At 64.5% G+C, this 23,227-nt stretch carries 13 protein-coding genes and 1 riboswitch; of the genes, 5 read left to right on the top strand and 8 right to left on the bottom strand.

Translation table 11 applies throughout. The features are described from left to right. Nucleotides 1-29: 29 nt before the first annotated feature. Genes FGL95_RS24185 through FGL95_RS24175 form a run of 3 tightly spaced genes read right to left on the bottom strand, consistent with a single transcriptional unit; the run spans nucleotide 30 to nucleotide 4,665 of the window. A complete protein-coding gene (locus FGL95_RS24185) occupies nucleotides 30-2,267 on the bottom strand; it encodes a serine/threonine-protein kinase PknG (protein ID WP_169591794.1) in 2,238 nt (745 codons plus the stop codon). Nucleotides 2,268-2,272: 5 nt separating this feature from the next. Then, complete coding sequence (locus FGL95_RS24180; protein ID WP_169591792.1) at nucleotides 2,273-3,253, bottom strand: glutamate ABC transporter substrate-binding protein; 981 nt, start codon at nucleotides 3,251-3,253, stop codon at nucleotides 2,273-2,275. After that, nucleotides 3,250-4,665 carry a hypothetical protein gene (locus FGL95_RS24175; RefSeq protein WP_169591789.1) on the bottom strand — a complete coding sequence of 472 codons (1,416 nt, stop codon included), beginning with the start codon at nucleotides 4,663-4,665 and terminating at the stop codon, nucleotides 3,250-3,252. The genes FGL95_RS24180 and FGL95_RS24175 overlap by 4 nt, the downstream gene beginning before the upstream one ends. A 65-nt stretch (nucleotides 4,666-4,730) precedes the next feature. Here FGL95_RS24175 and FGL95_RS24170 point away from each other — a divergent pair, with 65 nt between their 5' ends. Beyond that, complete coding sequence (locus tag FGL95_RS24170; protein ID WP_169591787.1) at nucleotides 4,731-5,423, top strand: NUDIX domain-containing protein; 693 nt, start codon at nucleotides 4,731-4,733, stop codon at nucleotides 5,421-5,423. A 4-nt stretch (nucleotides 5,424-5,427) separates the two neighbouring features. Next, nucleotides 5,428-7,596 carry a molybdopterin-dependent oxidoreductase gene (locus FGL95_RS24165; RefSeq protein ID WP_169591784.1) on the top strand — a complete coding sequence of 723 codons (2,169 nt, stop codon included), beginning with the start codon at nucleotides 5,428-5,430 and terminating at the stop codon, nucleotides 7,594-7,596. Between the two features lie 45 nt (nucleotides 7,597-7,641). Here the strand turns inward: FGL95_RS24165 and thiE are convergent, their stop codons facing one another. Then, entirely contained in the window at nucleotides 7,642-8,304 is a 663-nt protein-coding gene (thiE, locus tag FGL95_RS24160; protein ID WP_169591781.1) for a thiamine phosphate synthase, read from the bottom strand. Nucleotides 8,305-8,338: 34 nt separating this feature from the next. Next, nucleotides 8,339-8,447: riboswitch (TPP riboswitch) on the top strand. Here thiE and thiO point away from each other — a divergent pair. The 3 genes from thiO to thiG all read left to right on the top strand — a co-directional run bounded on the left by thiO (nucleotide 8,444) and on the right by thiG (nucleotide 10,495). Next, the gene (thiO, locus tag FGL95_RS24155; protein WP_338080007.1) at nucleotides 8,444-9,520 is read left to right on the top strand and encodes a glycine oxidase ThiO; all 1,077 of its coding nucleotides are present in this window, start codon (nucleotides 8,444-8,446) and stop codon (nucleotides 9,518-9,520) included. (Overlaps the previous riboswitch by 4 nt.) Next, the gene (gene thiS, locus FGL95_RS24150) at nucleotides 9,517-9,732 is read left to right on the top strand and encodes a sulfur carrier protein ThiS (protein ID WP_169591779.1); all 216 of its coding nucleotides are present in this window, start codon (nucleotides 9,517-9,519) and stop codon (nucleotides 9,730-9,732) included. The genes thiO and thiS overlap by 4 nt, the downstream gene beginning before the upstream one ends. Next, nucleotides 9,725-10,495, top strand: a complete 771-nt coding sequence (gene thiG / locus FGL95_RS24145) for a thiazole synthase (protein ID WP_338080006.1) — start codon at nucleotides 9,725-9,727, stop codon at nucleotides 10,493-10,495. The genes thiS and thiG overlap by 8 nt, the downstream gene beginning before the upstream one ends. A 1-nt stretch (nucleotide 10,496) precedes the next feature. On the opposite strand, the gene FGL95_RS24140 is transcribed toward thiG, so the two are convergent. The 4 genes from FGL95_RS24140 to FGL95_RS24125 are packed head-to-tail and all read right to left on the bottom strand — an operon-like array spanning nucleotide 10,497 to nucleotide 23,219. Further along, nucleotides 10,497-11,294, bottom strand: a complete 798-nt coding sequence (locus FGL95_RS24140; RefSeq protein ID WP_169591776.1) for an ABC transporter permease — start codon at nucleotides 11,292-11,294, stop codon at nucleotides 10,497-10,499. Further along, the gene (locus tag FGL95_RS24135; protein WP_169591773.1) at nucleotides 11,294-12,109 is read right to left on the bottom strand and encodes an ABC transporter permease; all 816 of its coding nucleotides are present in this window, start codon (nucleotides 12,107-12,109) and stop codon (nucleotides 11,294-11,296) included. The genes FGL95_RS24140 and FGL95_RS24135 overlap by 1 nt, the downstream gene beginning before the upstream one ends. Then, a complete protein-coding gene (locus tag FGL95_RS24130; protein WP_169591771.1) occupies nucleotides 12,106-13,059 on the bottom strand; it encodes an ATP-binding cassette domain-containing protein in 954 nt (317 codons plus the stop codon). Before FGL95_RS24130 ends, FGL95_RS24135 begins: the two co-directional genes overlap by 4 nt. Beyond that, complete coding sequence (locus FGL95_RS24125) at nucleotides 13,056-23,219, bottom strand: non-ribosomal peptide synthetase (protein ID WP_169591768.1); 10,164 nt, start codon at nucleotides 23,217-23,219, stop codon at nucleotides 13,056-13,058. Before FGL95_RS24125 ends, FGL95_RS24130 begins: the two co-directional genes overlap by 4 nt. Nucleotides 23,220-23,227 lie beyond the last annotated feature (8 nt).

Here is a 23,227-nt window from a genome sequence, read left to right as displayed (position 1 = left end):
CTATAGACTCCAAAAAGACTCACGAGGTCCTAGAACCAGCTCTTCGGCCGAATCGTGTTGGCGAGGTCGACCAGGGCGTAACGATGCCGACGGCCCGGGGCGCTGCGGGCGAGCGAACGCAGGCCCGCTTCGGTTCCGCAGCGCAGTCCGCGTTCGTCGAACGTCACGCCGAGCAGGGTGCGAGCAGGGTTGGTCGCGTCGTTCCCAGACCGCACCCACTCCAGTGCGGTGCCGAGGACCAGGGTGCGCATTTGCAGCGCGCGACCTTCGTCGGGGGGCAACGCTTTCACTCTTTCAGCTGCTTCGTAGAGGGTGTCTTCTTCGATCGGCTTTTTCGCAAGCAGTACGAGGATGGCGGTCATTCGCGCGACGCTGAAATGGCGTGACGTCGGCGGTACTTCGTCGAGTGCGGCTACCGCGGCGGCGTGGTCGCCTTGCTGAGTGAGCTGGCGGGCGAGTCCGAACGCAGCGCTCACAATTCCGTGATCGGTTCGCCACACCGTGGCGTAGAACTTCTCCACGTAACGCCGCCAGTGCTCCGGATCGGTCGAATCCCATTGTTGAAGAATCAGTTCGGCGGTGACGGCAAGTGCCAACTTCGGCGCGATCTCGCCTGGCATCGCCTGCAACACGGCGTCGAAACGTTCGAAGGCGTCCTCGTAGTCGGTGCGATGCAGTGCGGAAAGTCCGCTGTACCAGTCGATTCGCCAGTTGGGGCCCGCCGTTTCCCGCAATGCCGCGAGCCGAGCCTCGGCCTCCGCGCTGTCGCCGAGATCGAGGTAAGTCTTGACTTCGGCGAGAGTGAGCTCGACATCGAAGGTCGACGATTCGACTGTTGCCGAGCCGGTTTCGCGGGCGTGGCGCAACGATTCCAGGGTTTGGCTCGGCTCGCTGTGTACTGCTGCCGCGAGGAGTGCTGCACACGGATCGGTCGGATCGACAAGGGGGACAGGCAACGCGCGAGCCACGTCGTGCGGGTCCAGACCCTGATTCCTGCGCATCCCGTCCGCGAACGCATCGGTCTGGGCGATCGCGTCGTCGGTGCCGAAACTCGTTCGCTGCGGACTGAATATGGTCGACAATCGTGGCTGTTCGAGACCCGAATCCTTGGCGACGATCTCGCGCAGCACACCGGAGAGCTGTGCTGCCAGTTCCGCTGCCGACGAGAAGCGCAGTGCCGGATCGGGATCGGTGGCGCGGATGAGCAGGCGATAGTAGAACTCGTATTCCGCCAACACGGGCTCGTCTTCCGGGGTGGGGATCCCGTCGAGGTACTTCCCGTGTTCCATCGGCATATCGAGGGTCAGTACCGCCAGAGTTCGACCCACGGTGTAGATGTCGGACGCCACGGTCGGACCGGTTTTGGTGATCTCGGGCGCTTGGTATCCCGGTGTGCCGTAGAGGTATCCGTAGGATTCGATGCCCGCGACCGCGCCCAGGTCGATCAGCTTCAGCTGGTCTTCGGTGAGCATGATGTTGTCGGGTTTGAGGTCGTTGTACACCAGATCGGTCGCGTGCAGATACTCCAGCGCGGGCAAGATCTCGATGATGTAGGCGATCGCCTCGGGGACCGGAATGCGTTCCGGCTTATGTGAGTTGAGTAGATCCTTCAGCGAATGTCCGCCGACGTACTCCATGACGATGTAGCCCATGGGTCGTCCGTCTGGCATGGGGTGCTCGACGAAGTTGTGGATCTTGACGATGCTCGGGTGGTTGAGTTCGGCGAGGAACTGCCGTTCCGCGACAGCGACGGCCTGAGACTCGGCGTCGCCGGTTTGCAGTAGACCTTTGAGCACGACCCAGCGGTCGCTGACGTTGCGGTCGATGGCAAGGTAAATCCAGCCGAGCCCGCCGTGCGCGATGCATCCTTGGATCTCGTACTGGCCGGCGACCATGTCGCCTTCTTCGAGCTGCGGCCTGAAGTCGTATTCGGCACCGCAATTTTCGCACTTGCCCTTGGCTTTGCCTCGGCTTGTCGCTGTCGTGCGTCCGACCGGCTTGCTGCAGCGCCAACAGAACCGCTTGCCCTCCGCCACAACGGGGTTCGTCAGCACCGCTGACTGTGGGTCGACGGCGGGGACGACCGGTACTTCGACCAGACCGTCGCCGAGCCGTCGATTTCCGGAGCGAGTTCGGGCAGTCCGCGTACTGCGGCCCGATGATCGCGCTGTGGCCGCAGTGTCGACCATTTCGGTTCGGCTCGTCGATTCGGGCTCAGGGCGCGCGGCTTGCGTGCCCTGTGTGCTCTGTTCCTCGGCGTCGCCCATCCCGCTCAGTCCTCGTACCTGGGCTGCGGCGGACCCGGCGATGAGCCGAGCACGGCAAGCCACTGGTTGTAGATCGCGTTCCAGGTGCCGTCGTTGCGGATCCGTTCCAGCGTCCCGTTGACGAACCGAACGAGATCGTCGTTGCCCTTGGGGATTCCTATGCCGTACGGCTCGGGGCTTATCGTCGCTCCGACGACAACTAGGTACGGATCCTGCGCCGCTAGTCCGGCGAGAATCGAGTCGTCGGTACTGATGGCGTCGACCTGCCGTTGTTGCAGCACGACGAGGCAGTCGGCCCAGTTGGCGACCGTCAGCAGCGACGCTGCCGGCTGATATTGCTGGATGTGTTGCAGTGACGTCGTCCCCTTCACCACGCATACGCGCTTGCCTGCCAGGTCCGCGATCCCGTCGATGCCGGACCCCTTGAGGACGAGGATGCGCTGGTTGGCTTGGAAGTACACGGTCGAAAAGGTGACCTTCTGGCGGCGTTGGCAGGTGATGGTCATCGTCTTGGCGACGATGTCGACCGTCTTGTTCTGTAGTGCCATCTCGCGATCCGCCGAGCCGAGAATTCGGTACTCGACGCGCTCACGATCGCCGAGCAGGTCGCCGGCGATTTCTTTGGCGATGGCGACGTCGAAGCCTTCGATGGTCCCGGAGATCGGATCGCGGAAGCTGAACAGGTTGCTACCGGTGTCGAGACCCACGACCAGCCTGCCGCGGGCGCGGATGGCGTCGATGGTGGGTCCGGACTGCTCTGGGTCACGCGACGGTCGCAGGCTCGCGGTCGGGTCGCCGCAATTGGCCGGCGGCGGCGCGGCCTGTGGCGAGGTCGCTGGCTCCGCCTTGCCCGGCAGTGGCGGCTCGGTATAGGCGGTCCGCTCGGCGTTAGTGGTTTCGGATGGCGGCGCCGAGCAGGCGCTCGCGCCGAGCATTGCAGCGGTGAGCGCAATTGCGCTGCAGCACTGGAGAATCCGCCGCCTCATCGGTACTCCCGCAGGCGCGGCCACAGCCCGAGGGCGATCCACAGCGTGGCGAACAATGCGAGCGCAGCCACGCCTGGAGCCAGCGTATTCAGATCCTTGGACGCTCGAAAGATATTGGACCGCAATGCGTCTCGGGTCTCCTCGATGCCTTGGGCCAACGCCTTGTCGAGGGTGGTGAATGCGCTGGCCGAGTCGGTTGCGCCCTCGCCGACCGCAACGATCGACGCGCCGACGAAGTCGCCCTTTGCCAACGTGTCGTTCATCCGGGCATGGGACGACAGCCAACGATCGAGCGCGTCGCGAGCTTGGTCGACGCGTTCGGAGCCCTCGATCCGGGTGGGGTAGCCGTCGAGCAGCTCACGGAGGCGCTTGATGTCGGCGTCGAAGGCTGCGTCGTATTCGCCCGATGTGTCGCGCCGAGCGAGCTTGAGTGTCTCGTCGGACCGTGCTTGTTGTGCGAGGATCCGGCTCGCGGTGAGTCGGGAGAGCGGGTTCGTTCCGTGCTCGAGTGCGCGGTCGGCCGCTGCCGCAGAGAACGATCCGGCAATCACCGCCCAGCCGAATGCGACGATCATCACCAACGTCGCAATCATTAAGCCGGGGTTGAAGACTCGCTTCCACCGCCGAGCCACCATCGCCTGTCCGACGAGCAGGGCAACCAACGCGAAGCCCAGGGTGGCGAACGCGAGCCACGGCGGCGATGTGTATCGGTGCTGGGTCTGCAGGACCGCCGCGGACTGTTGCGAATGGAGTTCCTCGGCGCTCGGCAAGATCTTGCCCTGCATCAACGTCGATGCTTCACCCAGATACGCGGCACCGACCGGGTGCCCGTTTCGGTTGTTCGCGCGCGCCGTTTCGACGAGCCCCGCGTACACCGGCAGTTGCGTCGCAACGGACCTGAGCAGCTGGACCGTCGGCGCATCGGAATCCTCGGTCCCCGCAGCCTTTCCTGCCACCTCGGCGGCGGCTTCACCGACGGCTTGGGTGTAGGTGTCGCGAACCGCTTTGGGCTCGATGCCGCCGGAAATGAATGCGGTTGCGGCTGCTGCATCTGCGACCGACAGGGAGCTGTAGAGCTGCTGCGCCGAGCTCGCAAAAGGTTCGGTCTGGTCGAGCAGGGTGTTGAGGTCGTTCTGGCGTTCGTTGATGGACAACGCCGCGACGACGCCCGCAACGATGCAGACGATGACGAGGACCAGGCCGATCGCCAACAGCCGGGCAGGCGAGGACCGCATGAATGCGCGGATGTCGTTCGGATCGAGGTGGCCCCGGACCAATGCCACTGCGGCTTTCGGGGTGAGCGTGCCGTGAGTGTCCGTCAGGGTCCGTAGCCAGTTCCCCTCGCTGCGCTCGACCTGCGACGGTGCGGTGTCACCGGCCACATAGACCTCCAGCGGAGCGGAAGCGTTCACGGGAGTGAGCGCAGGTCGGATTCTATTCCGGCCGCTAAAGTCGATGGTGATGACGAGGCATTTCGATGCGGGGTGATGGCGACGGCTGGTCGTGGAGTTCCGACGGCAGCCGGCACTGGGGTTTGCACGGCGCTGCCGGTTTGTTACTGCGCGCGCCGCTGACAGGCGGGCAACCAGCGGTTTTGCTGCAGCATCGCGCGGTGTGGAGCCACCAGGGCGGCACGTGGGCACTGCCGGGAGGCGCGCGCGACAGCCACGAGAGCACTGTGGACGCCGCCGTCCGAGAAGCGGAAGAGGAAGCGGGAATCATCGCGGAGATGCTCCGAGTGCGTGCTGAACGCGTGACCGCGAAGGCCCGCAGCGGCTGGACCTACACGACGGTGATCGCCGATGCCGCGTCGACGCTTGCCACCACTCGCAATTTGGAGAGCACGGAGCTGCGCTGGGTACCCGAAACCGAGGTCGGGAAGCTGCGGCTGCACCCAGGTTTCAAGGCAAGTTGGGAAGCTTTGCAGGCGAAGTCGATGACGCTGGTACTCGACGGGGTCGCCGATCGACCGGAATTGGCGGAAGCGTTGCCGCGCACCTTCGAACTGCCCGATGGCGGCTTCGGTTGGCTGCCCGGCGTCGATCGAGCGGAAGCCGAAATCATGACTGCTCCCACGAGTTGGACCGCAGTCATCTCTACCGACACCGCCCGATATGCGGGAGTCTCGGATTTCCTACTGGCGATAACGCCCGCCGAGGTGTTCTATTGACTACGTGCCAATAGAGGAAAAGGTCACCTTCTGCCGAATCTGCGAGCCGTTGTGCGGACTGATCGCCACCGTCGAGGACGGTCGGCTGGTCAAGATCAGGCCGGACGGCGAGCACCCGCTGTCACGGGGCAACGCGTGCCCCAAGGGGATCGCGTTCACCGAGGTCCAGAACGACCCCGACCGAGTGCTATATCCCCAACGGCGCAAGCCCGACGGCACCTTCGAGCGCGTGTCCTGGGACTCCGCACTCGACGACATCGGCGCGCGGCTTCGCGCGATCATCGCCGAACACGGTCGCGAAAGCCTCGGTTGGTATTTCGGCAATCCCAGTTCGTTCTCCTACTCGCACACCATGTGGATTCTCGGATTCGCATTGGGCACTGGGATGCGGCACCTCTACTCAGCGGGCTCCCAGGACATCAACAACCGTTTCGTCGCCAGTCATCTGCTGTACGGCAGTCTGACCGCCTTGCCGATTCCCGACCTCGACCGGACCGATTTCCTCCTCATGGTCGGCGCGAACCCCATCGTCTCCCACGGCAGCGGTGTCACCGCGCCGCGCATCAGGGAGAAACTCACGGCGATCACCAAGCGGGGTGGCCGCGTCGTGGTCGTCGATCCGCGGCGATCGGAGACCGCGAAACTGTTCGAACATGTGTCGGTCCGGCCGGACGGCGACGCCTGGCTCCTCGCGTCGATGCTCTCGGTCATTTTTGCCGAGCAGCTGTTCGACGCAAAAACCCTTGCGGTGCAAGCAGACGGTGTCGACAAGCTGCGCCGCGCCGTCGCACGCTTCACGCCCGAGCTCACCGAATCCATCACCGGAGTCCCTGCCGGCGAGGTCCGTGACCTCGCCCGGTCGTTGGCAGCCGCATCCAGCGCAGCGGTCTACGGGCGGACCGGAACCTGCCTCGGCCGCCAAGGCACGCTCGTCGCCTTCCTGCTGGACGCACTGGCGGTCGTCACCGGGAATATCGATCGCCCGGGTGGCTTGGTCTTCGGCGAAGAACCTTTCGCCGGACTGGCGACGGCGCAGAACCTCGGTCTGGTCGGCTACGACCGCAGGCGCTCGCGCATCGGCAACTTCCCCGACGTGCTCGGTTCCTTCCCTGCGGCGGTAATGGCCAAGGAGATCACGACCGCCGGGAAAGGTCAGCTGCGTGCGTTGTTCACATCGGCGGGCAACCCCGTGCTGTCGGTGCCGAACGGTCGCGAACTCGATGCCGCACTCGGCAAACTGGACCTGCTCGTATCGATCGACCTCTACATGAACGACACGAACAGCAAAGCGGACTACATCCTGCCTGCGACGACCTTCCTCGAGCGCGAGGACATCCCACTGCCGTTCTCGGCGCTGAGCACGACACCGTTCATCCAGCACACCGAAGCCGTCGTCGCACCGTACGGCGAGGCGCGGCAAGAGTGGCAGATCATCGACGACATCGCTCGGCGAATCGGCGTCATTCCCTTCGTGGCGACACCGACCAACCGGATCGGCGGCCTCCTCAGCCGAGCGCGACGAATGGTGCCGACCAACCCGCTGACCATGATCGACGTCGCGATGCGGCTCGGTCCGTTCGGTGATCGATTCGGTGCGCGCCGCGGCGGGCTCAGCATGGCCAAGCTCCGCGCGAACCCACATGGTGTTGTGCTTCGCGAGCACGTCGAGACCGGCGTGCTCCGCAGGGTGGTGCGACACAAGAGGAAACGGGTGCAGCTTGCACCCGCCGAGATCCTCGACGTCCTTGCCAAACTCGGGCTGCGCAAGGACAGCAAAGAATTTCCGCTGCGTTTGATCGGACTTCGTGAGCTGAAGTCGCACAACTCGTGGATGCACAACTCGCCGAGTTTGATGCGTGGCGACCGAGAGCACACCGCCAGGATCAATCCCGCGGACGCTGCCGCAGCCGGCATCGAGGACGGCAAACCGTGCCGCGTGGCGTCGGAAGCCGGATCGGTCGAGCTACCGGCCACGCTGACCGAGGAGGTCGGCGAAGGCACGGTTGCCGTTCCGCACGGCTGGGGTCACAGCGGCGGTGGGTGGCGCATCGCGAACGCGGCTGGCGGCGTGAACGTCAACGAAGTCATGTCCACGGCGATCGTCGACGTCGAGCGACTGGCGGGCATGTCCCACCTCAACGGAGTCCCGGTCCGGATCGAGCCCGTCGCTTAGCACCTGCTCGTGAGTCTTTTTGGAGTCCCTGGACTCCAAAAAGACTCACGAGGGGAGTTGGGTTTTCAATTCGCGTGCAGCAGCTTCGGGGTCGGCGGCCTCCGTGATGGCACGGACCACGACGATGCGGGTTGCGCCGGCACCGAGGATCTCAGGCAGCCGGGCGTTGTCGATCCCGCCGATCGCGAACCACGGCCGCGTCGGACCGGATTCAGCCGTCGCGCGGACCAGCTCGATGCCCGCGGCCGGGCGGCCCGGCTTGGTGGGGGTGGCCCACACCGGACCGGTGCAGAAGTAGTCGGTGTGCTCCTCGATCGCAGCCAACCCGGCCTGCGCTCGGTTGTGCGTGGACCGCCCGATGATGACGTCGCTCCCCAGGATCTGGCGCGCGTAGTGGACGGGTAGATCGTCTTGGCCGAGGTGCAGCACGTCGGCGCCCGCTGCGAGTGCGATGTCGGCCCGGTCGTTGACGGCGAGGAGCGCACCATGCCGCCGCGTCGCGGCGCGTAGCACAGCGAGGGCGGCGAGTTCTTCGCGCGCATCGATGACTTTGTCGCGTAGTTGGATGATGTCGACGCCACCGGCGAGCGCAGCGTCGGCGAACTCGGCGAGGTCGCCCTTGTCGCGACGGGCGTCTGTGCAGAGGTACAGGGATGCGGTGGCCAGCCGTTCACGTGGATGCTGGCCCCTGACAGAATGCTGATGCACGAAATCGAAGGTAGCCGCTACCGTGGGGTTACGAGTAATTGAACACGGGAGCCTCGATTGCGACGAGGCTGAGAGGGGCGAGTGCCCGACCGTCAAGACCTGATCCGGGCAATGCCGGCGCAGGGAGCGAGGTGAAGCAGTGACGCGAACATTGGCGGTCGTCGGTGGCGGCGTGATCGGGCTGTCGATCGCGTGGCGTGCTGCGCAGACCGGATGGCAGGTCACACTGTTCGATCCCGCGCCAGGTTCGGGCGCCTCGTCGGTCGCTGGCGGCATGTTGGCCCCGCTCTCGGAGGGCTGGCCCGGCGAGGAAGCCACGCTCGAGCTCGGCGCCGCGTCGTTGGCACGATGGCCCGAGTTTGCGGACCGCATTGCAGCAGTGACCGGTCGCTCGGTCTTCACGGCGAAGGGGTCGCTGAGCGTCGCGATCGACGCCGCCGACGCCGCGGATCTCCACACCGTCGCCGAATGGGTTGGTGCGCAGGGTTATCACCTCGAAGTTCTGTCTCGGGCCCAGGTTCGCGAGGCTGAGCCGTCGCTCTCACGAAGTGTTCGCCTCGGGCTGTCGGCGCCATCCGAACTGGCAGTCGACAACAGGGCGCTGCTCGACGCGGTGCGCAGTGCCGCAGTCGACGCTGGAGTCGAGATCGTCGAGCGCGCGGTCGCCGACCTCGACGAACTCGTTGCGGACCAGATCGTGTTGGCCGCTGGTGACCGGACCGCGACGCTGTGGCCGGGACTGCCGGTACGTGCGGTCAAAGGCGAGATCCTGCGGTTGCGTAGCAGGCCGGGGACCGAACCGCCGCCGAGTCGGGTCGTGCGGGCCCGGGTCCACGGGCGGCCGGTCTATCTGGTGCCGCGAGGCGACGGAATCGTCGTCGGTGCAACGCAATACGAGTCCGGGCGCGACACCCAGGTCACCGTTGCAGGCGTGCGCGATTTGCTTGCCGACGCCCAAACTCTGCTGCCGAGCATCGGCGAATACGAACTTGCTGAATGCGGCGCCGGCCTGCGACCGATGAGCCCCGACAACTTGCCGCTGATCGGCCGATTGTCGGAACGAGTCGTGGTCGCCTCCGGCCACGGCCGCAACGGAATATTGCTGGTCCCGATCACCGTCGACGCGATTCTCGCGCTACTCGACGGCACGACGCTGGTCGAAGTCAAGTGTGCCGACCCTGAGCGGTTCAACCACGATGCAGGAGCGAAACAATGAGCGCGCCAACTCGAATCGGGATCACCGTCAACGGTGAAGACCACCTGCTGACCGAGGAAATGTCGGTCCGGGAGTTGCTCGAACACCTGAAGCTGCCAGACAAGGGCATCGCGATCGCCATCGGGGGTGGTGTGTTCCCACGCTCGCGCTGGGACGAGCCGGTCCAAAAAGGTTGGGAGCTCGAAATTTTGACGGCGGTGCAGGGTGGCTGAGATCGTCGACGCCCCACTTGTCATCGCAGGCCGCAACTTCGGTTCGCGGCTGATCACTGGAACGGGCGGGGCCGACAATCTGACGGTCCTCGAGGAAGCGTTGATCGCGTCCGGCACCGAGCTGACGACGGTCGCGATGCGGCGTGTCGATTCTGCCGGCGGCACAGGCGTTCTCGACCTATTGAAGCGACTCGAGATCATGCCGTTGCCGAACACGGCAGGTTGTCGCAGCGCCCGCGAAGCAGTGCTCACCGCGCAGCTCGCGCGCGAAGCGCTCGAAACCGAGTGGGTCAAACTGGAAGTCATCGCCGACGAACGCACACTGCTGCCGGACGTGGTCGAATTGCTCAGCGCCGCAGAACAGCTCGTCGACGAGGGATTCACGGTCCTGCCGTACACCACCGACGATCCGATCGTCGCGCGCAGGCTGGAAGAAGCTGGGTGCGCTGCCGTGATGCCGCTCGGTTCGCCGATCGGGACCGGGCTCGGCATCGCAAACCCGCACAACATCGAGATGATCGTCGACGGTGCGCATGTCCCGGTCATTCTCGACGCCGGCATCGGCACGGCAAGCGACGCAGCGCTGGCGATGGAACTCGGGTGCGATGCTGTCCTGCTCGCCACCGCCGTGACCAGGGCGAAGAACCCACCGCTGATGGCCGCGGCAATGGCCGATGCGGTCCGGGCGGGCTACCGCGCGCGGCTGGCAGGCCGAATTCCGAAGCGCTTCTGGGCGCAGGCGTCGTCGCCTTCCGTGACCTGACTCACCTGCGGGACGCGCGCCGATAGCCGATCGCAGCCGGGACCGCGAAGATTGCGATGATGGATAACGACCACGCAATGACCGCGATCATCGGTCCGCGCACGGGACCACCGAGAGACAGTCCCATCATCGCGTCGATGGCCTTCGACATCGGTTGCTGCTCGACCACGGGCCGCGCCCACTGCGGATAAGCCTGCAGCGGAACGAATCCTGTGCTGAAGAACATCAACAGCGAGGTCCCCAACGAGATACCTTCGACCAGAGCAGCTTTGGCAGTGAATACCGCGATCGCCGTAACCGCCGTCGTAAACGCCAAACCGAACAGCAGCGGTACAACGAAATAGCAGACCGTGGGGCCGATGCCGTTGTCGAAGCGGAATCCGATTGCGCAGCCAGTGCCCACGATCACGATGGTGCACAACAGGATCCGTGCGGCGTCGGCAAGAATTCGCGATACCAGGCCGGACGCACGGTGGCAGGGCAGCACCCAGAATCGGGCGAGCAACCCGGTTCGTCGTTCCCGACCGAGCGCGACAGCACTGACGACGGACCCCGTCATCACACCGACTATCGCCGTCATCGGTACCGTCATGTGCAGTGCGTCATGCCCGGCGAACGCCGAAACCTGGCGCCCCAAAACGATGTTCAGCATGACCAACATTAGCGCGGGGAACAATGTCGACTGTGCCAGCGTGACCGGGTCGCGAACCCAACGCAGCAACAACCTGTTTGTGTGGATGGCAGTGTGCACGACCAGCGAGCGAACCGAATGCTCGGCGGGCAACTCGTGGACCGCCATTAGGCCCTCCTTGCACTGACGATGATCGACAACGGCACGAAGACGACCACCATCGCGATGACCCATGCCAGGGGCGGACCCATCAACGCCCACGACACCGAGCCGGCACCGGATGTTGTGTCGCCCGCGAGTGCACGAAGCGCGTACACGAACTGCGAAATGGGTTGGTTTCGAGTGAACGGCTGAATCCATTCAGGAAACTGCCTCGCAGGGGCGAAACCGGTCGACAGCATGCCGAGGATCAGCATCGGAAGCGCGAGAGACTGCGTTGTCGCCTCCGGGCTGCGCGACAGCGACCCGAGTACGTCGGCGCCGAGCGATAGCGCGGTCGCGACGGCCAGCGCGAACAGGCAGAAGCCGACGGTGTGCAGTGCGCCGTTCGCAAACCGGAACCCGATGACGTATCCGGAGATGATCGCGATGATGACGGACACGACCGCGCGGAATACGTTCATTGCCGTTCGTGCCGCCAACGGAACGAGCCGTCCGATGGGCATCGAGTTGAAGCGTTGGTTCATGCCGTCAGCGGCGTCGCTCGCCGATCGGAACGCTGCTGTCAGAGCGTTCGATCCGAGCGACTGGAGGACGATGATCGGCATGAGGAACTGCGCATAACTGCTGAGCCCGTGTCCGAACACCGACATCACGATGTTGAGCGGCACGTAGAAGCCCAAGGTGAACAACGGTGGCGCGAGGGCGGCGAGCACCATCTCGCCGTTGCGGAGCGACGGCTGGGTCAAGCGGACGGTGAGCACCCACCACTGGCGGATGGCCGTCGGCTCCGGTCGGCGCGCAACCGTGGCAGCGAGACTCATTGCGCCACCTGACCGGTCAAGGACAGGAAGACATCGTCGAGCGACGGCCGCCGGAGTGCGATGTCACGAAGATCGATGTTTGCGCAGTCGAGCCGACGCAAAATCTCCGTCAAAGTCTTGGCGCCTTCAGGTGCGGGCACGACGACTCGGTCTGCGTCCCGAAGCAGCGCCGTCCGATACTCGTCTGGCAACATCGAACCGAGTTCGGCCACGATCGTCGGCATGTCGGTCAGTTCGAGCGGGACGACTTCGCAGTAGCTCCCGCCGGTCCTTTCCTTCAGCTCGTCGGCGGTGCCCTCGGCGATGACCGTCCCGTGATCGATCACGATGATCCGGTCGCTGAGCGCGTCGGCTTCCTCGAGGTATTGCGTCGTGAGCAACGTCGTGATTCCGAATTCCTTGAAGCTGCTGACAAGGTCCCAGACGGATTGGCGGCTGCGCGGATCCAGACCGGTGGTGGGCTCGTCGAGGAAGACCACTTCGGGCATGACGACGAGCCCGCACGCGATGTCGATGCGTCTGCGCATACCGCCGGAGTAGGTGCCGACCCGTCGATTCGTCGCATCCACGAGATCGAATTCCTTGATGAGATGCGTTGCCCTCGAACGAGCTTCGCGCTTGGTCATGCCCATCAAGCGGCCGAACATCACCAGGTTCTCTGCTCCGGTCAGCATGTCGTCCAGGGCCGCGTACTGCCCGGTCAGCATGATCTTTCGACGCACACTCGGCGCCTCTGTTCTGACGTCGTGCCCGGCGACGGAGGCACGACCGCGATCGGCATCGATCAACGTGGACAAGATGTTCACCATCGTCGTCTTGCCCGCGCCGTTTGGCCCCAGTACGCCGAGAATCTGTCCACGGCCGACGTCGAAACTGATGCCGCGCAACGCTTTCACGGTGCCGAAGGACTTCTCGACTCCGTCGACGACGACTGCCAGGTCCGAATTCATGACTGCGCCACCGCACGGGTCCGGCTGTTCAATACGTCGTTGAGTACGGACGCAATGGTGGGCAGCACGTCGGGGGATGTGAGGTCGTCGTGCGTGGCAGCGATGCCGTAGTCGACGATCTCGCCGCCGATGAAAGGTTGCCAACCGGCTGCTCCGTATTCCGGCACTTGCTCGCCCAACGTCGCTGCGAAATAGACCAGGTCGCCGTCGAACAAGGACCGATGGTGGCCTCGGCGTGTCTGTGCGGTCCGGTTGTACGCATCGGTTATCCGCTGGAGCGTTGCGGCGCTGAGCAATTGGTCGTCCAGTCCGAATCGATCGGCAATCAGTCGCGCGACTTCCGACGCAGACAATTGCGGTGGAACGAAGTCGATGCCAAAACTGGGGCCGAACGTGTGCACGAAGTCGCCCGCAGACATCGGCGGATAGTCGACGTCGTCGTACAACCCCCAGTCGGAGTCGAGCATTGCGAGAAGCCCGACCTCCTCACCGAATTCGCGCAGTCGCACGGCAATCTCGTGTGCGATCACGCCACCGAACGACCACCCCAACAGGTGATACGGACCGTGGGGTTGGATCGACCGGATCTCGCGCACGTATCGATCAGCGAACTCGATGACCGAGGCGGGCGGGCTGTCGTCGCCGCTGAGATCGGGGGATTGCAGTCCGTAGATCGGCCGTCCCGGGTCCACCGTCTCCGCGAGGCCTTGATAACACCACGCGATGCCAGAGGCGGGGTGGATACAAACGAGTGGTTCGCGATCTCCGCCGAGCCGGATCGGAAGCAGGACTTGCATTCCGAGACCTCCGCTGTCGGCGTCACTCTCACTACCGTCGGACGCGGCGATCCGTCGCGACAGAGCGGCCGTCGTTGGTTCGTCGAAGATCCACACCACGGGAATGGGGGTGTCGAGGGCATTTCGCAATCTGCCGATCACGGCCATCGCAAGCAATGAATTGCCGCCTAGTTCGAAGAACGAGTCGTCGAGACCTACCTGCTCGACACCGAGCGTGTCGGCGAATGCGTCGGCAATGGTCCGCTCCAGCGGGGTAGACGGCGCCCGGTATTCGCGGGTCCCCGAGTCCGGGGCGGGCAGCGCCTTTCGGTCTACCTTGCCGTTGATGTTGAGCGGCAACGAGTTCAAGACCACCAATGCGGCTGGAACCATATGCGCGGGCAGTTTCTCGGCGACCGCGGCGCGCACTGCGGCCGTGTCGATAACGCACTCCGGTGTTGCCGGCACGAGGTAACCCACCAGTTGATCGCCTGCCACGGAGTCGGAACGGACCATCACCGTGGTCTGACCGACAGTCGGCAGGGCGGCGAGCACCGCCTCGATCTCACCGAGTTCGATACGGAAGCCGCGAAGCTTCACCTGGAAGTCCGCGCGTCCGATGAATTCCAACTCACCTCGCGCGGTCCAGCGCACGATGTCGCCGGTGCGGTACATTCGGTCGCCGATACCGACCGCGAACGGATTTGCAACGAACCGGGCGGCGTTCAATTCCGGGCGCGCGCGATAGCCGCGTGCCAGCTGTACTCCACTGATGTACAGCTCACCGGGCACACCCGGAGGAACCGGGCGAAGCTGCCGGTCGAGGACCAACGCCTGCGTTCCACGGATCGGTCCGCCGATCGTGAGGAGTGACTGCGCGGTCAGCGGGTTGCTGATCATCGTGATGATCGTCGTCTCCGTCGGTCCGTAGGCGTTGTAGAAATTCCTGCTCCCTGCGGCGTCGGTACCTGCCCACCGCGCTGCCAGATCTGGCGGGCACGCTTCGCCCCCGGTGCAGACAACTCGCAACGAGTCGAGTCCCGTCGGGTCCATGGAGGAGAGCGCCGCAGTTGTGATGAACGCATGCGTCACGTGCTCCTGCGCGATGAACGCGGACAGATCTGCGCCGCCGTAGATCGTCGGCGGCGCGACGACCAAGGTCGCGCCGGCACCGATCGCCATCAAGAATTCGAGTACCGAGCCGTCGAACGACGGAGACGCGAAATGCAGGATGCGTGACTCTGTCGTCACCGTGTACCGCTCGCGTTGCTCGGCGGAAAAGTTCGGTAGGCCGGCATGAGTAACCACAACGCCTTTCGGCACCCCAGTCGATCCGGACGTGTACACGACGTAGGACGGATGAGCCGGCCGCAACGGCCGAATCCGGTCGGCGTCGGTTACCCGGGCTGCCGAGCACAGCGTTGCGGCAGCGACGCAGGACGGATCGTCCAACGCTATCCAGGATACGGAATCGGGCAATTCCGGACGTAGGCTCGTTAACGTAAATCCCACCGTCGCACCACAATCCGCGATCATGTCGGCTACCCGCTCCGAGGGGTATTTTGGATCGACCGGGACGAAAGCGGCACCTGACTTGGCTACTGCTGCGAGCGCCACCACTGATTCAGTCGAGCGCGGAATAGCAAGCGCGACAGCATCTTCGGGTCCGACTCCACGTTGGATAAGAACTCGCGCCAGCTGATTGGACGCTTCGTCGAATGCGCGGTAGGACGTCGATGCGCCTTCGAACGTAATCGCGATCCCTTCCGGATTTCGCTCTACTGCCCGTGTGATCAGGTCGGAGAGCAGACCAGGTGGCGAACCATTGGCGCCGACCCGCGTAACCAGTTCTGTGCGTTCGGCCTTCGTGATCAGCTCGATGTCACCGACACTGCCCTCGGGATCGTCGACAACAGCGGCGAGTACACGGACCAGCCGATCGACCATCGCCTCGGCAAAGACCTCGTCGAAAAGATCGAGGGCGTAGGTCGCAATGCCTTCGAGGCAGTTGTCCTTGTGCAGGACAAGGGTCATCGGATAGTGGGTTGTGTCGCCGCCTTCGATTCCGCCGACCGACATGCCATCGATGTCTGCAGCCTGCTGGCGGAGACCTTCTGCGTCGACGGGATAGGACTCGTAGACCACCAGCGTGTCGAATTGTGCGCCGCTGCCGACTGCAGAGTGAATCGCTGGGAGGCCCAGGTAGTGGTGATCGAGCAGCTTCGCTTGATCGTGTTGCGCCTGTCGTAACAACGCGGCGACGGTGTGGCTGGGCTCGAAACGCATCCGGACCGGAATGGTGTTGATGAACAGGCCGACCATGGATTCGACTCCCGCCAGCTGTGGTGGCCGCCCCGAGACTGTCGCACCGAACACGACGTCATCCCGACCGAGAGCGTGCCCGAGCACAATGCCCCATGCGCACTGGACGAGGGTGTTCATCGTTATGCCCAACCGGGCGGCAACCTCGGTTGCTGCCACCGTCTGCTCCTCGTTCAGGCCGAACTCGATCCGGCCAGTGCCGGAATTTCGTCGTTCTGGGTTCGGTGCGGCGAGGAGCGTCGGCTCGTCGATGCCTGCGAGCGCGTCGCGCCAGGCCTGGACCGAGGTTGTCGCATCCCAGTCCGCGAGCCATGCGAGATAGGTCTTGTACGAGGCGACGGGAGGAAGGGCCGATGTGTCGCCTCGCGTGGCGTACAGCACGAGAAGGTCGCGCATCAGCAGCGGCATGGACCAGCCATCCATCAGGATGTGATGGTTTGTGACGATCAGCTTCCAGGCGGTCTCGCCGACCCGTACAAGGGTGAATCGAATCAGCGGCGGAGCTGCGAAATCGAAGCCGGCGGTGTGGTCTGCTGCTGCGATGTCGGCGAACCTCGCATCGCGATCGGCGCCGGCCACGTCGCGCAGATCCAGCTCCGCCCACGGGACCGCGCTGTTTCGCCCGACAACCTGGACCGATTGCCCGCTGGAGTCGACCACGAATGCCGCATGAAGATTCGGATACCGCGACGTCATCGCCTGCGCCGCGACGCGAAGTCGAGCACTGTCGACGTCTCCGAAAAGGGTGAGAACCAGCTGGACGACGTAGGCGTCGACCGACGAATCGGCGAGCATTCCATGGAACAGCAGTCCAGCCTGGAGCGGTGACAGTGGCCAGACGTCGTCCAACGATGGATAACGCGCTTCCCACACTTCGATATCGCGCTGCGCGACGTCGACGAGGGTGAAATCGGATGGTGTGTGACCGCCCGCTGTCGATGACTGCGCATGCCGTGCGACCTGAGCGAGGGCAGCCAGCCACAGGTCGGCGAACTCGTCGACATCGCCACGATCCAGCAACGTCTCCGGGTAGCTGAAATGGGCGGAAAGGCGGTCGCCCTTGACCATGGCATTGACATCGATCACGGCGGCTGCCGGCATGTCGTGATTCATGCGGAGCGCAAGGTCGCCGAGTTCGTCGGTCGGAAGCCAGCCGAGTCCTGCTAAGCCCTCGGGCATTTCGGCTGCGCCGACGCGGCCGAGGTAGTTGAAACTGATCTGGCCGGGTAGCCGATGTGGCAACTGTGGAGCGGTCTCCTCGTTGAGGCAACGCAGCAGGCCGTAGCCGATTCCCTTGTCTGGCACCGCACGTAGTTGCTCCTTGACGGCCTTTATCGCATTGTTCATCGCCGAGCCGCCTGACCATGCCTCGTCGGTATCGATGTCGCGGAGATCGAGCCGGATCGGGAAGAGCGTGGTGAACCAACCCGCCGTCCGCGAGGTGTCTGCGCCGGGGAGGACGGCGTCTTCGCGACCGTGCCCTTCGAGGCGGATCAGTGCCGAGGCTTCGGTCACTCCGCGCCGCCCCCGCCATGTCAGCAATGCCAACGTCAGCGCGGTCAGCAGCCCGTCGTTGACCCCGCCGTGGAAGGCGGCGGGTAGCCGGGTCAGCAGGGCGTCGGTGATTTCCGCGGACACCTCGACGGTGACCGTCTGGACCGTGCTTGCCAGATCTACCGCGGGGTCGAGGTCGCGTCCGCCGACGAGCGGGTCAGGACCATCGATGATGCTGCGCCACAACGAAAGTTCTGCCACTCGATCGGGCTTGTGCGCCTCGTCCGCCAGCGCATGTGCCCATCGCCGCATCGACGTGGTCGGTTCCGGGAGCACCGGTGTTGCGCCCGAGGACAATTGGCCCCATGCGGACAGCAGGTCCGGCACCAGAATTCGCCACGTCACGCCGTCGACGGCAAGATGATGCGCGGCGACGACAAGAATGCCGCCACGGTCGGGTGTCGCCGGATCGAGCCAGACACATTGCAGGACATTGCCGTTTGCAGGAGACAGCCGATCCATGACGGAATCGAGTTCGGCCTCGGCCAGGTCGTGTAGCTCCTGCGCACCGATCTTGGCATCGAATTCGACTCGATGGACCACGTCGTCGACCACGACACTGCCTGCCGGTCCTGCCGCCAGTTGCCACTGCCCGTCTTCGAGCCGCAGGCTCGACCGCAGCATGTCGTGATGATCGATGACGACGGTGAGTGTCGCGACCAGATCTGGTCGCGAAATCCCCACGGGCAGAGCGAGGGTCACGGACTGAACGAACCGGTCGAAGCCGCCACCCTCGTCCACCATGAAGCGAACCACGGGCGTCATCGGCATCGATCCGACGCCGCCGCCCTCCAGTTCCTCGAGCGAAACTACTACTGCGGTATCGGTCACCGTCGCCAGCTCGGCCACTGTTCGGTGCTCGAAGATCTGCAGAGCGCTGAATCGCAGGCCTTGGGCCTTCGCCCGGGACATCAGCTGAATCGCCATGATGGAATCCCCACCGAGGGCGAAGAACGAATCGTCGATGCCGACGCGTTCGCGACCGAGCACCTCGGCGAACAAGGCTGCCAAGGCTGTTTCCAAAGGTGTTCGCGGCGAGCGATACTCGCTCTCGACCGCGAATACGGGTTCGGGCAATGCGGAGCGGTCGAGCTTGCCGATCGGCGTCAGCGGGATCGCTTCGATGATCATGATGGACGCGGGAATCATGTAGCTGGGTAAGCGATCTCGCAGCCATTCGGTCAGTTCCGCAGAATCGGGCGATTCGTTCTCTGCCGCGACGGCGTACGCAACCAGCGAAGTCTTCCCCGCAGCGCTCGTGTGCCCGATGGTCGTGACCTGGCCGACCGTGCGGTGTGCGAGCAGTGCCGAATCGATCTCGCCGAGCTCGATGCGCTGACCACGAATCTTGACTTGAAAGTCACTGCGGCCCACGTAGTGCAGTGTGTGGTCGGGGTTCCAACGGACCAGGTCGCCGGTTCGATACATACGGTCCCCGTTCCCGGTCGGGTCGGCAACGAACCGGTCGGCTGTAAGTCCTGCACGGCGGTGATATCCGCGGGCCAGTCCGTCGCCGCCGAGATAGAGTTCGCCCGTGACGCCGACCGGAACCGGTCGCAACGCCCGGTCGAGGACCAGTGCGGACACTCCATCGGCTGGGCTGCCGATCGAGATCGAGTCGTGGAGCGACAGCGGTGCGCTGTAGGTCGCCGATATTGTCGTTTCCGTCGGTCCGTATGCGTTGACCATCCGCACGCGGTCGCTCCACTTGGCCACCAGGTCGGGTGGGCAGACGTCGCCGCCGACCACCACCGATCGCAGGTCCGCGACGTCGTCGGGGTCGAGGGTTGCGAGCACACCCGGCGTCACATCGAGATGCGTTACATGTTGTCCGACAAGTACTTCGGCGAGCTCTGGACCCGCGTACGCAGACGTGGGCACGATGACAGAGGTCGCGCCGGCGGCGAAACCGACAAGCAGCTCCTCCACCGACACATCGAAGACCGGTGAGCTGAGGTGGGTGATCCGGAACGGCGGCAGAGCCGCAGCGCGGGCAGCGGCCGAGCTCGCGACCAGGCTGGCGAGCCCGCGGTGACTTACGCAGACACCCTTGGGTAGTCCGGTCGAACCGGACGTGTAGATGATGTACGCGCAGTGCTCTATCCGTAGCGGACTGCGTCGGTCGTCGTCGGTGATCGGCGTCGCTTCCGCCGCAGCGCACGTCGACTGCACGGCTGGATCGTCGAGCACGACCCACTCCAGAGTTTCCGGGATGGGTTCGCGCCACCCTGCTGCGGTCACTCCGATAAGAGCGCCGGAATCGCCGAGGATGTGAGCGATCCGTTCGGCCGGATGATTCGGGTCGACAGGGACGAACACAGCGCCCGTCTTCGCGACCGCCCACATCGTCACGACCGACTCGACCGAGCGAGGTAGCGCAACCGCGACCATGGACTCCGGTCGCGCCCCGGCCCGGATGAGTACGCGCGCCAGCCGATTCGACCGTTCATCCAGCTCGCGATAGGTCAGCGTCTCGGTACCCGCGATCAGCGCTGGGTCGTCGGCGTGGCATGCGACAGCGGAAGTCAATAGGTCTGGCCACGTTCGAGCGGGCAGACCATCTCGACCGCGCGCGGGAACCAATGCCTCGCGTTCGGTGTTGGAAAGCACGGTGAGCGCGCCGACCCGTCGGTCGGGCTGCGTGCAGACCTGGGCGAGAACGCTGGCGAAGCGTTCAGTGAAGGCGCGGGCTGTGGCCGCGTCGAAGAGGTCGGTCGCATAGCTCAGCGAGCCGGTCAGGCCGCCCGCGTTCTCGCGCAATACGAGGGACAGATCGAATTGCTCGGTTTCGCGTCGAAGATCTTCGAGTCGAACTGTGAGACCAGGCAATTCGACCACGGGTATGGCGAAGTTCTCGAAGGACAGCATGACCTGGAAGATCGGGTGATGCGAGGCGGAGCGGGTGGGGTCGAGCGCTACGACGATCCGCTCGAATGGGATGTCGGCGTTGGCGAACGCATCGAGATCCACATTGCGGACGTTCGAGAGCAGGTCCGCAATAGTGGCCTGCTCATCGATCACTGTGCGCAGCGCGAGCGTGTTCACGAACATCCCGACCACGTTGTCGAGGGCCTGTTCCGAACGGCCCGCGACCGGTGTGCCAACTGTGATGTCGCTGGTTCCGGACAGTCGCCCCAGTACGACGGCGAGCGCCGTGTGCACGATCATGAAGAGGCTCGTGTTGCGTTGTTGAGCGAATTCCATTGCGTTGCGGTGCGTTGCAGCGTCGATGCTGAACTCGATGCTCGCCCCGCGCATCGTCTGAACGGCCGGACGTGGCCTATCCGTAGGCAACTCCAGGCGTTCGGGCAAATCCGCGAGGGTTTCCGACCAGAACCGGACCTGTCGCGCAGCGAGCGACTCGTCGTCGTTCTCGTCACCGAGGACGTCGCTCTGCCAGAGGGTGAAGTCGGCATATTGCACCGGCAACTGTTCCCACTGGGGCGTAAGACCTTCGGCACGAGCCGCGTATGCCGCAATGAGATCTGCGCCGAGCGGTGCCATCGACACGCCGTCGGTGCTGATGTGGTGGACCACGACTACAACGACATGGATATCCGGTGCAAGGCGCAGCAGTCCCAGGCGCAACGGTGCTCCCGCAGTCACATCGAATCCGGTGCCTACCAGCGCGGCAACGTGTTCGAACACGTCTCGCGCAGCGACAGTAACCGCGGTGAGCTCCGGCGTCGCCGCGGCGGGCGCCAAGATCACTTGAACTGGACCCAGGGCATCGGACGGGTACATCGTCCGCAGACTTTCGTGCCTGCCGATCACGTCGCCGATTGCAGTGTTGAGCGCCGCGACATCGAGGTTGCCGGTGAGCCGCAGGGCAATCGCAACGTTGTAGGCGGGGGAATCGGTATCGAGCTGGTTGAGTACCCACATCCGTTGCTGCGCCGCCGAAAGCGGAATCCGCTCTGGTCGGGTCCGGGCCACGAGCTGTGTTCGGTCGCGACGATCCGACGCCGGTCGCAGCCGCGCGGCCAGCTGCGCTACCGTCGGGGCATCGAACAGATCACGCAGTGAGACAGTCGATTCCAGCGTCGCGTTGATTCGGGCGACGATTCTCGTCGCAAGCAACGAGTTGCCACCCAGATCGAAGAAGGATTCGTTGATGCTGACTCGGTCGAGATTCAACACTTCTCCGAACACCGCAGCGACCGACTCTTCGGCAGGTGTTCGCGGCGCAAGGAATGGGCTGCGACCAGCCGAGAAATCAGGCATCGGCAGTGCGCTTCGGTCGAGTTTGCCGACCGGTGTCAACGGCACCGCGTCGAGGACGATGACACCCGACGGAACCATGTAGCCGGGTACCGCCGCTGCGACTCGTTCGCGTAACTGATCGGGATCGACGGCGGCTCCCGAGGCGGGCACGACATACGACACGAGAACGGTGGACCCCGCCGGGCCGCGCAGGCCGAGTGTGGCGGCGTACTCGAGGTCGTTGCCCGCAGAAAGGACGGCGTCGATTTCCCCCAATTCGATTCGCAAGCCGCGAATCTTGACTTGAAAGTCGGTGCGCCCCAGATACTCCAGCTCGAGATCGCCGCTCGATGCCATGATCCAGCGCACGACATCCCCTGTTCGGTAAAGCCGTGCACCGGGCTTTCCGAAAGGATTCGCGACGAACCGATCGGCGGTGAGTTCTGGTCGGTCGTGGTACCCGCGGGCGAGCTGCGCGCCGCCGATGTAGAGCTCGCCGGCTATGCCGAGTGGCACCGGGCGCAGCCAGGCGTCGAGCACGACAGCCTCGACGCCGCGAATTGGGCCGCCGATCGTGACCGGTTCGTTCGGGTCCATCGCGTGGCTGATTGCCACCATGATGATGGTCTCCGTCGGTCCGTAACCGTTGTGCAGGTTACGGCCTGGGGCCCAACGCTGGACCAGTTCGGCCGGCACCGCCTCGCCACCTGCCACCAACGTCCGCAAGGTAGGGGTCGCGAAAGGGTCGAGCGTCGAAAGCACACCGGGCGTGATGAATGCGTGCGACACCCGCCGGTCGTCGATCAGTTGCTGCAGGTAGTGGCCTGCGTAGACATCGGGCGGCGAAACGATCAGTGTGGCACCAGCGCCGACCGCCATCAAGAATTCGAGCATCATCGCGTCGAAGCTCGGCGACGCGACATGCAGCACGCGCGACTCCGCGTCGACGGAATAGCGCTCACGTTGCTCAGCTGTGAAGTTGGCCAGGCCGCGATGGGACACGACAACGCCTTTCGGCTTTCCGGTCGAGCCCGAGGTGTAGATGACGTACGCCGTCTGATCGAGGTGAATCGGTGCGCGGTCGGAATCGGTGAGCGGTTCGTCGCTGACCGTCATGGTCCGTCGGATCGTTGCGATGTCGTCGAGCAACAACCAGTCGATCGTTGCCGGGAGGTTGGCTCCTTCGTTCAGGACCGTCACGCCCACCGATGCGCGAGAGTCCGTCACCATGTGCTCGATCCGGTCGGGCGGGTAGTTCGGATCGATCGGAAGAAATGCCGCACCGGTTTTCGCGACAGCCCACACGGCGACGA

Source organism: Antrihabitans stalactiti, assembly GCF_012932915.1.
Classification (GTDB): Bacteria; Actinomycetota; Actinomycetes; order Mycobacteriales; family Mycobacteriaceae; genus Antrihabitans; species Antrihabitans stalactiti.
Note: the sequence above shows the minus strand (reverse complement) of the source record. Positions and strands in the feature narration are given on the sequence as shown.

Excerpts from the sequence above, each read along its gene's own strand:
- FGL95_RS24135 (WP_169591773.1), bottom strand. The coding sequence starts at position 12,109 with ATGAGTCTCGCTGCCACGGTTGCGCGCCGACCGGAGCCGACGGCCATC.
- FGL95_RS24140 (WP_169591776.1), bottom strand. The coding sequence starts at position 11,294 with ATGGCGGTCCACGAGTTGCCCGCCGAGCATTCGGTTCGCTCGCTGGTC.
- FGL95_RS24180 (WP_169591792.1), bottom strand. The coding sequence starts at position 3,253 with ATGAGGCGGCGGATTCTCCAGTGCTGCAGCGCAATTGCGCTCACCGCT.
- FGL95_RS24185 (WP_169591794.1), bottom strand. The coding sequence starts at position 2,267 with ATGGGCGACGCCGAGGAACAGAGCACACAGGGCACGCAAGCCGCGCGC.
- FGL95_RS24170 (WP_169591787.1), top strand. The coding sequence starts at position 4,731 with ATGCGGGGTGATGGCGACGGCTGGTCGTGGAGTTCCGACGGCAGCCGG.
- thiS (WP_169591779.1), top strand. The coding sequence starts at position 9,517 with ATGAGCGCGCCAACTCGAATCGGGATCACCGTCAACGGTGAAGACCAC.
- FGL95_RS24130 (WP_169591771.1), bottom strand. The coding sequence starts at position 13,059 with ATGAATTCGGACCTGGCAGTCGTCGTCGACGGAGTCGAGAAGTCCTTC.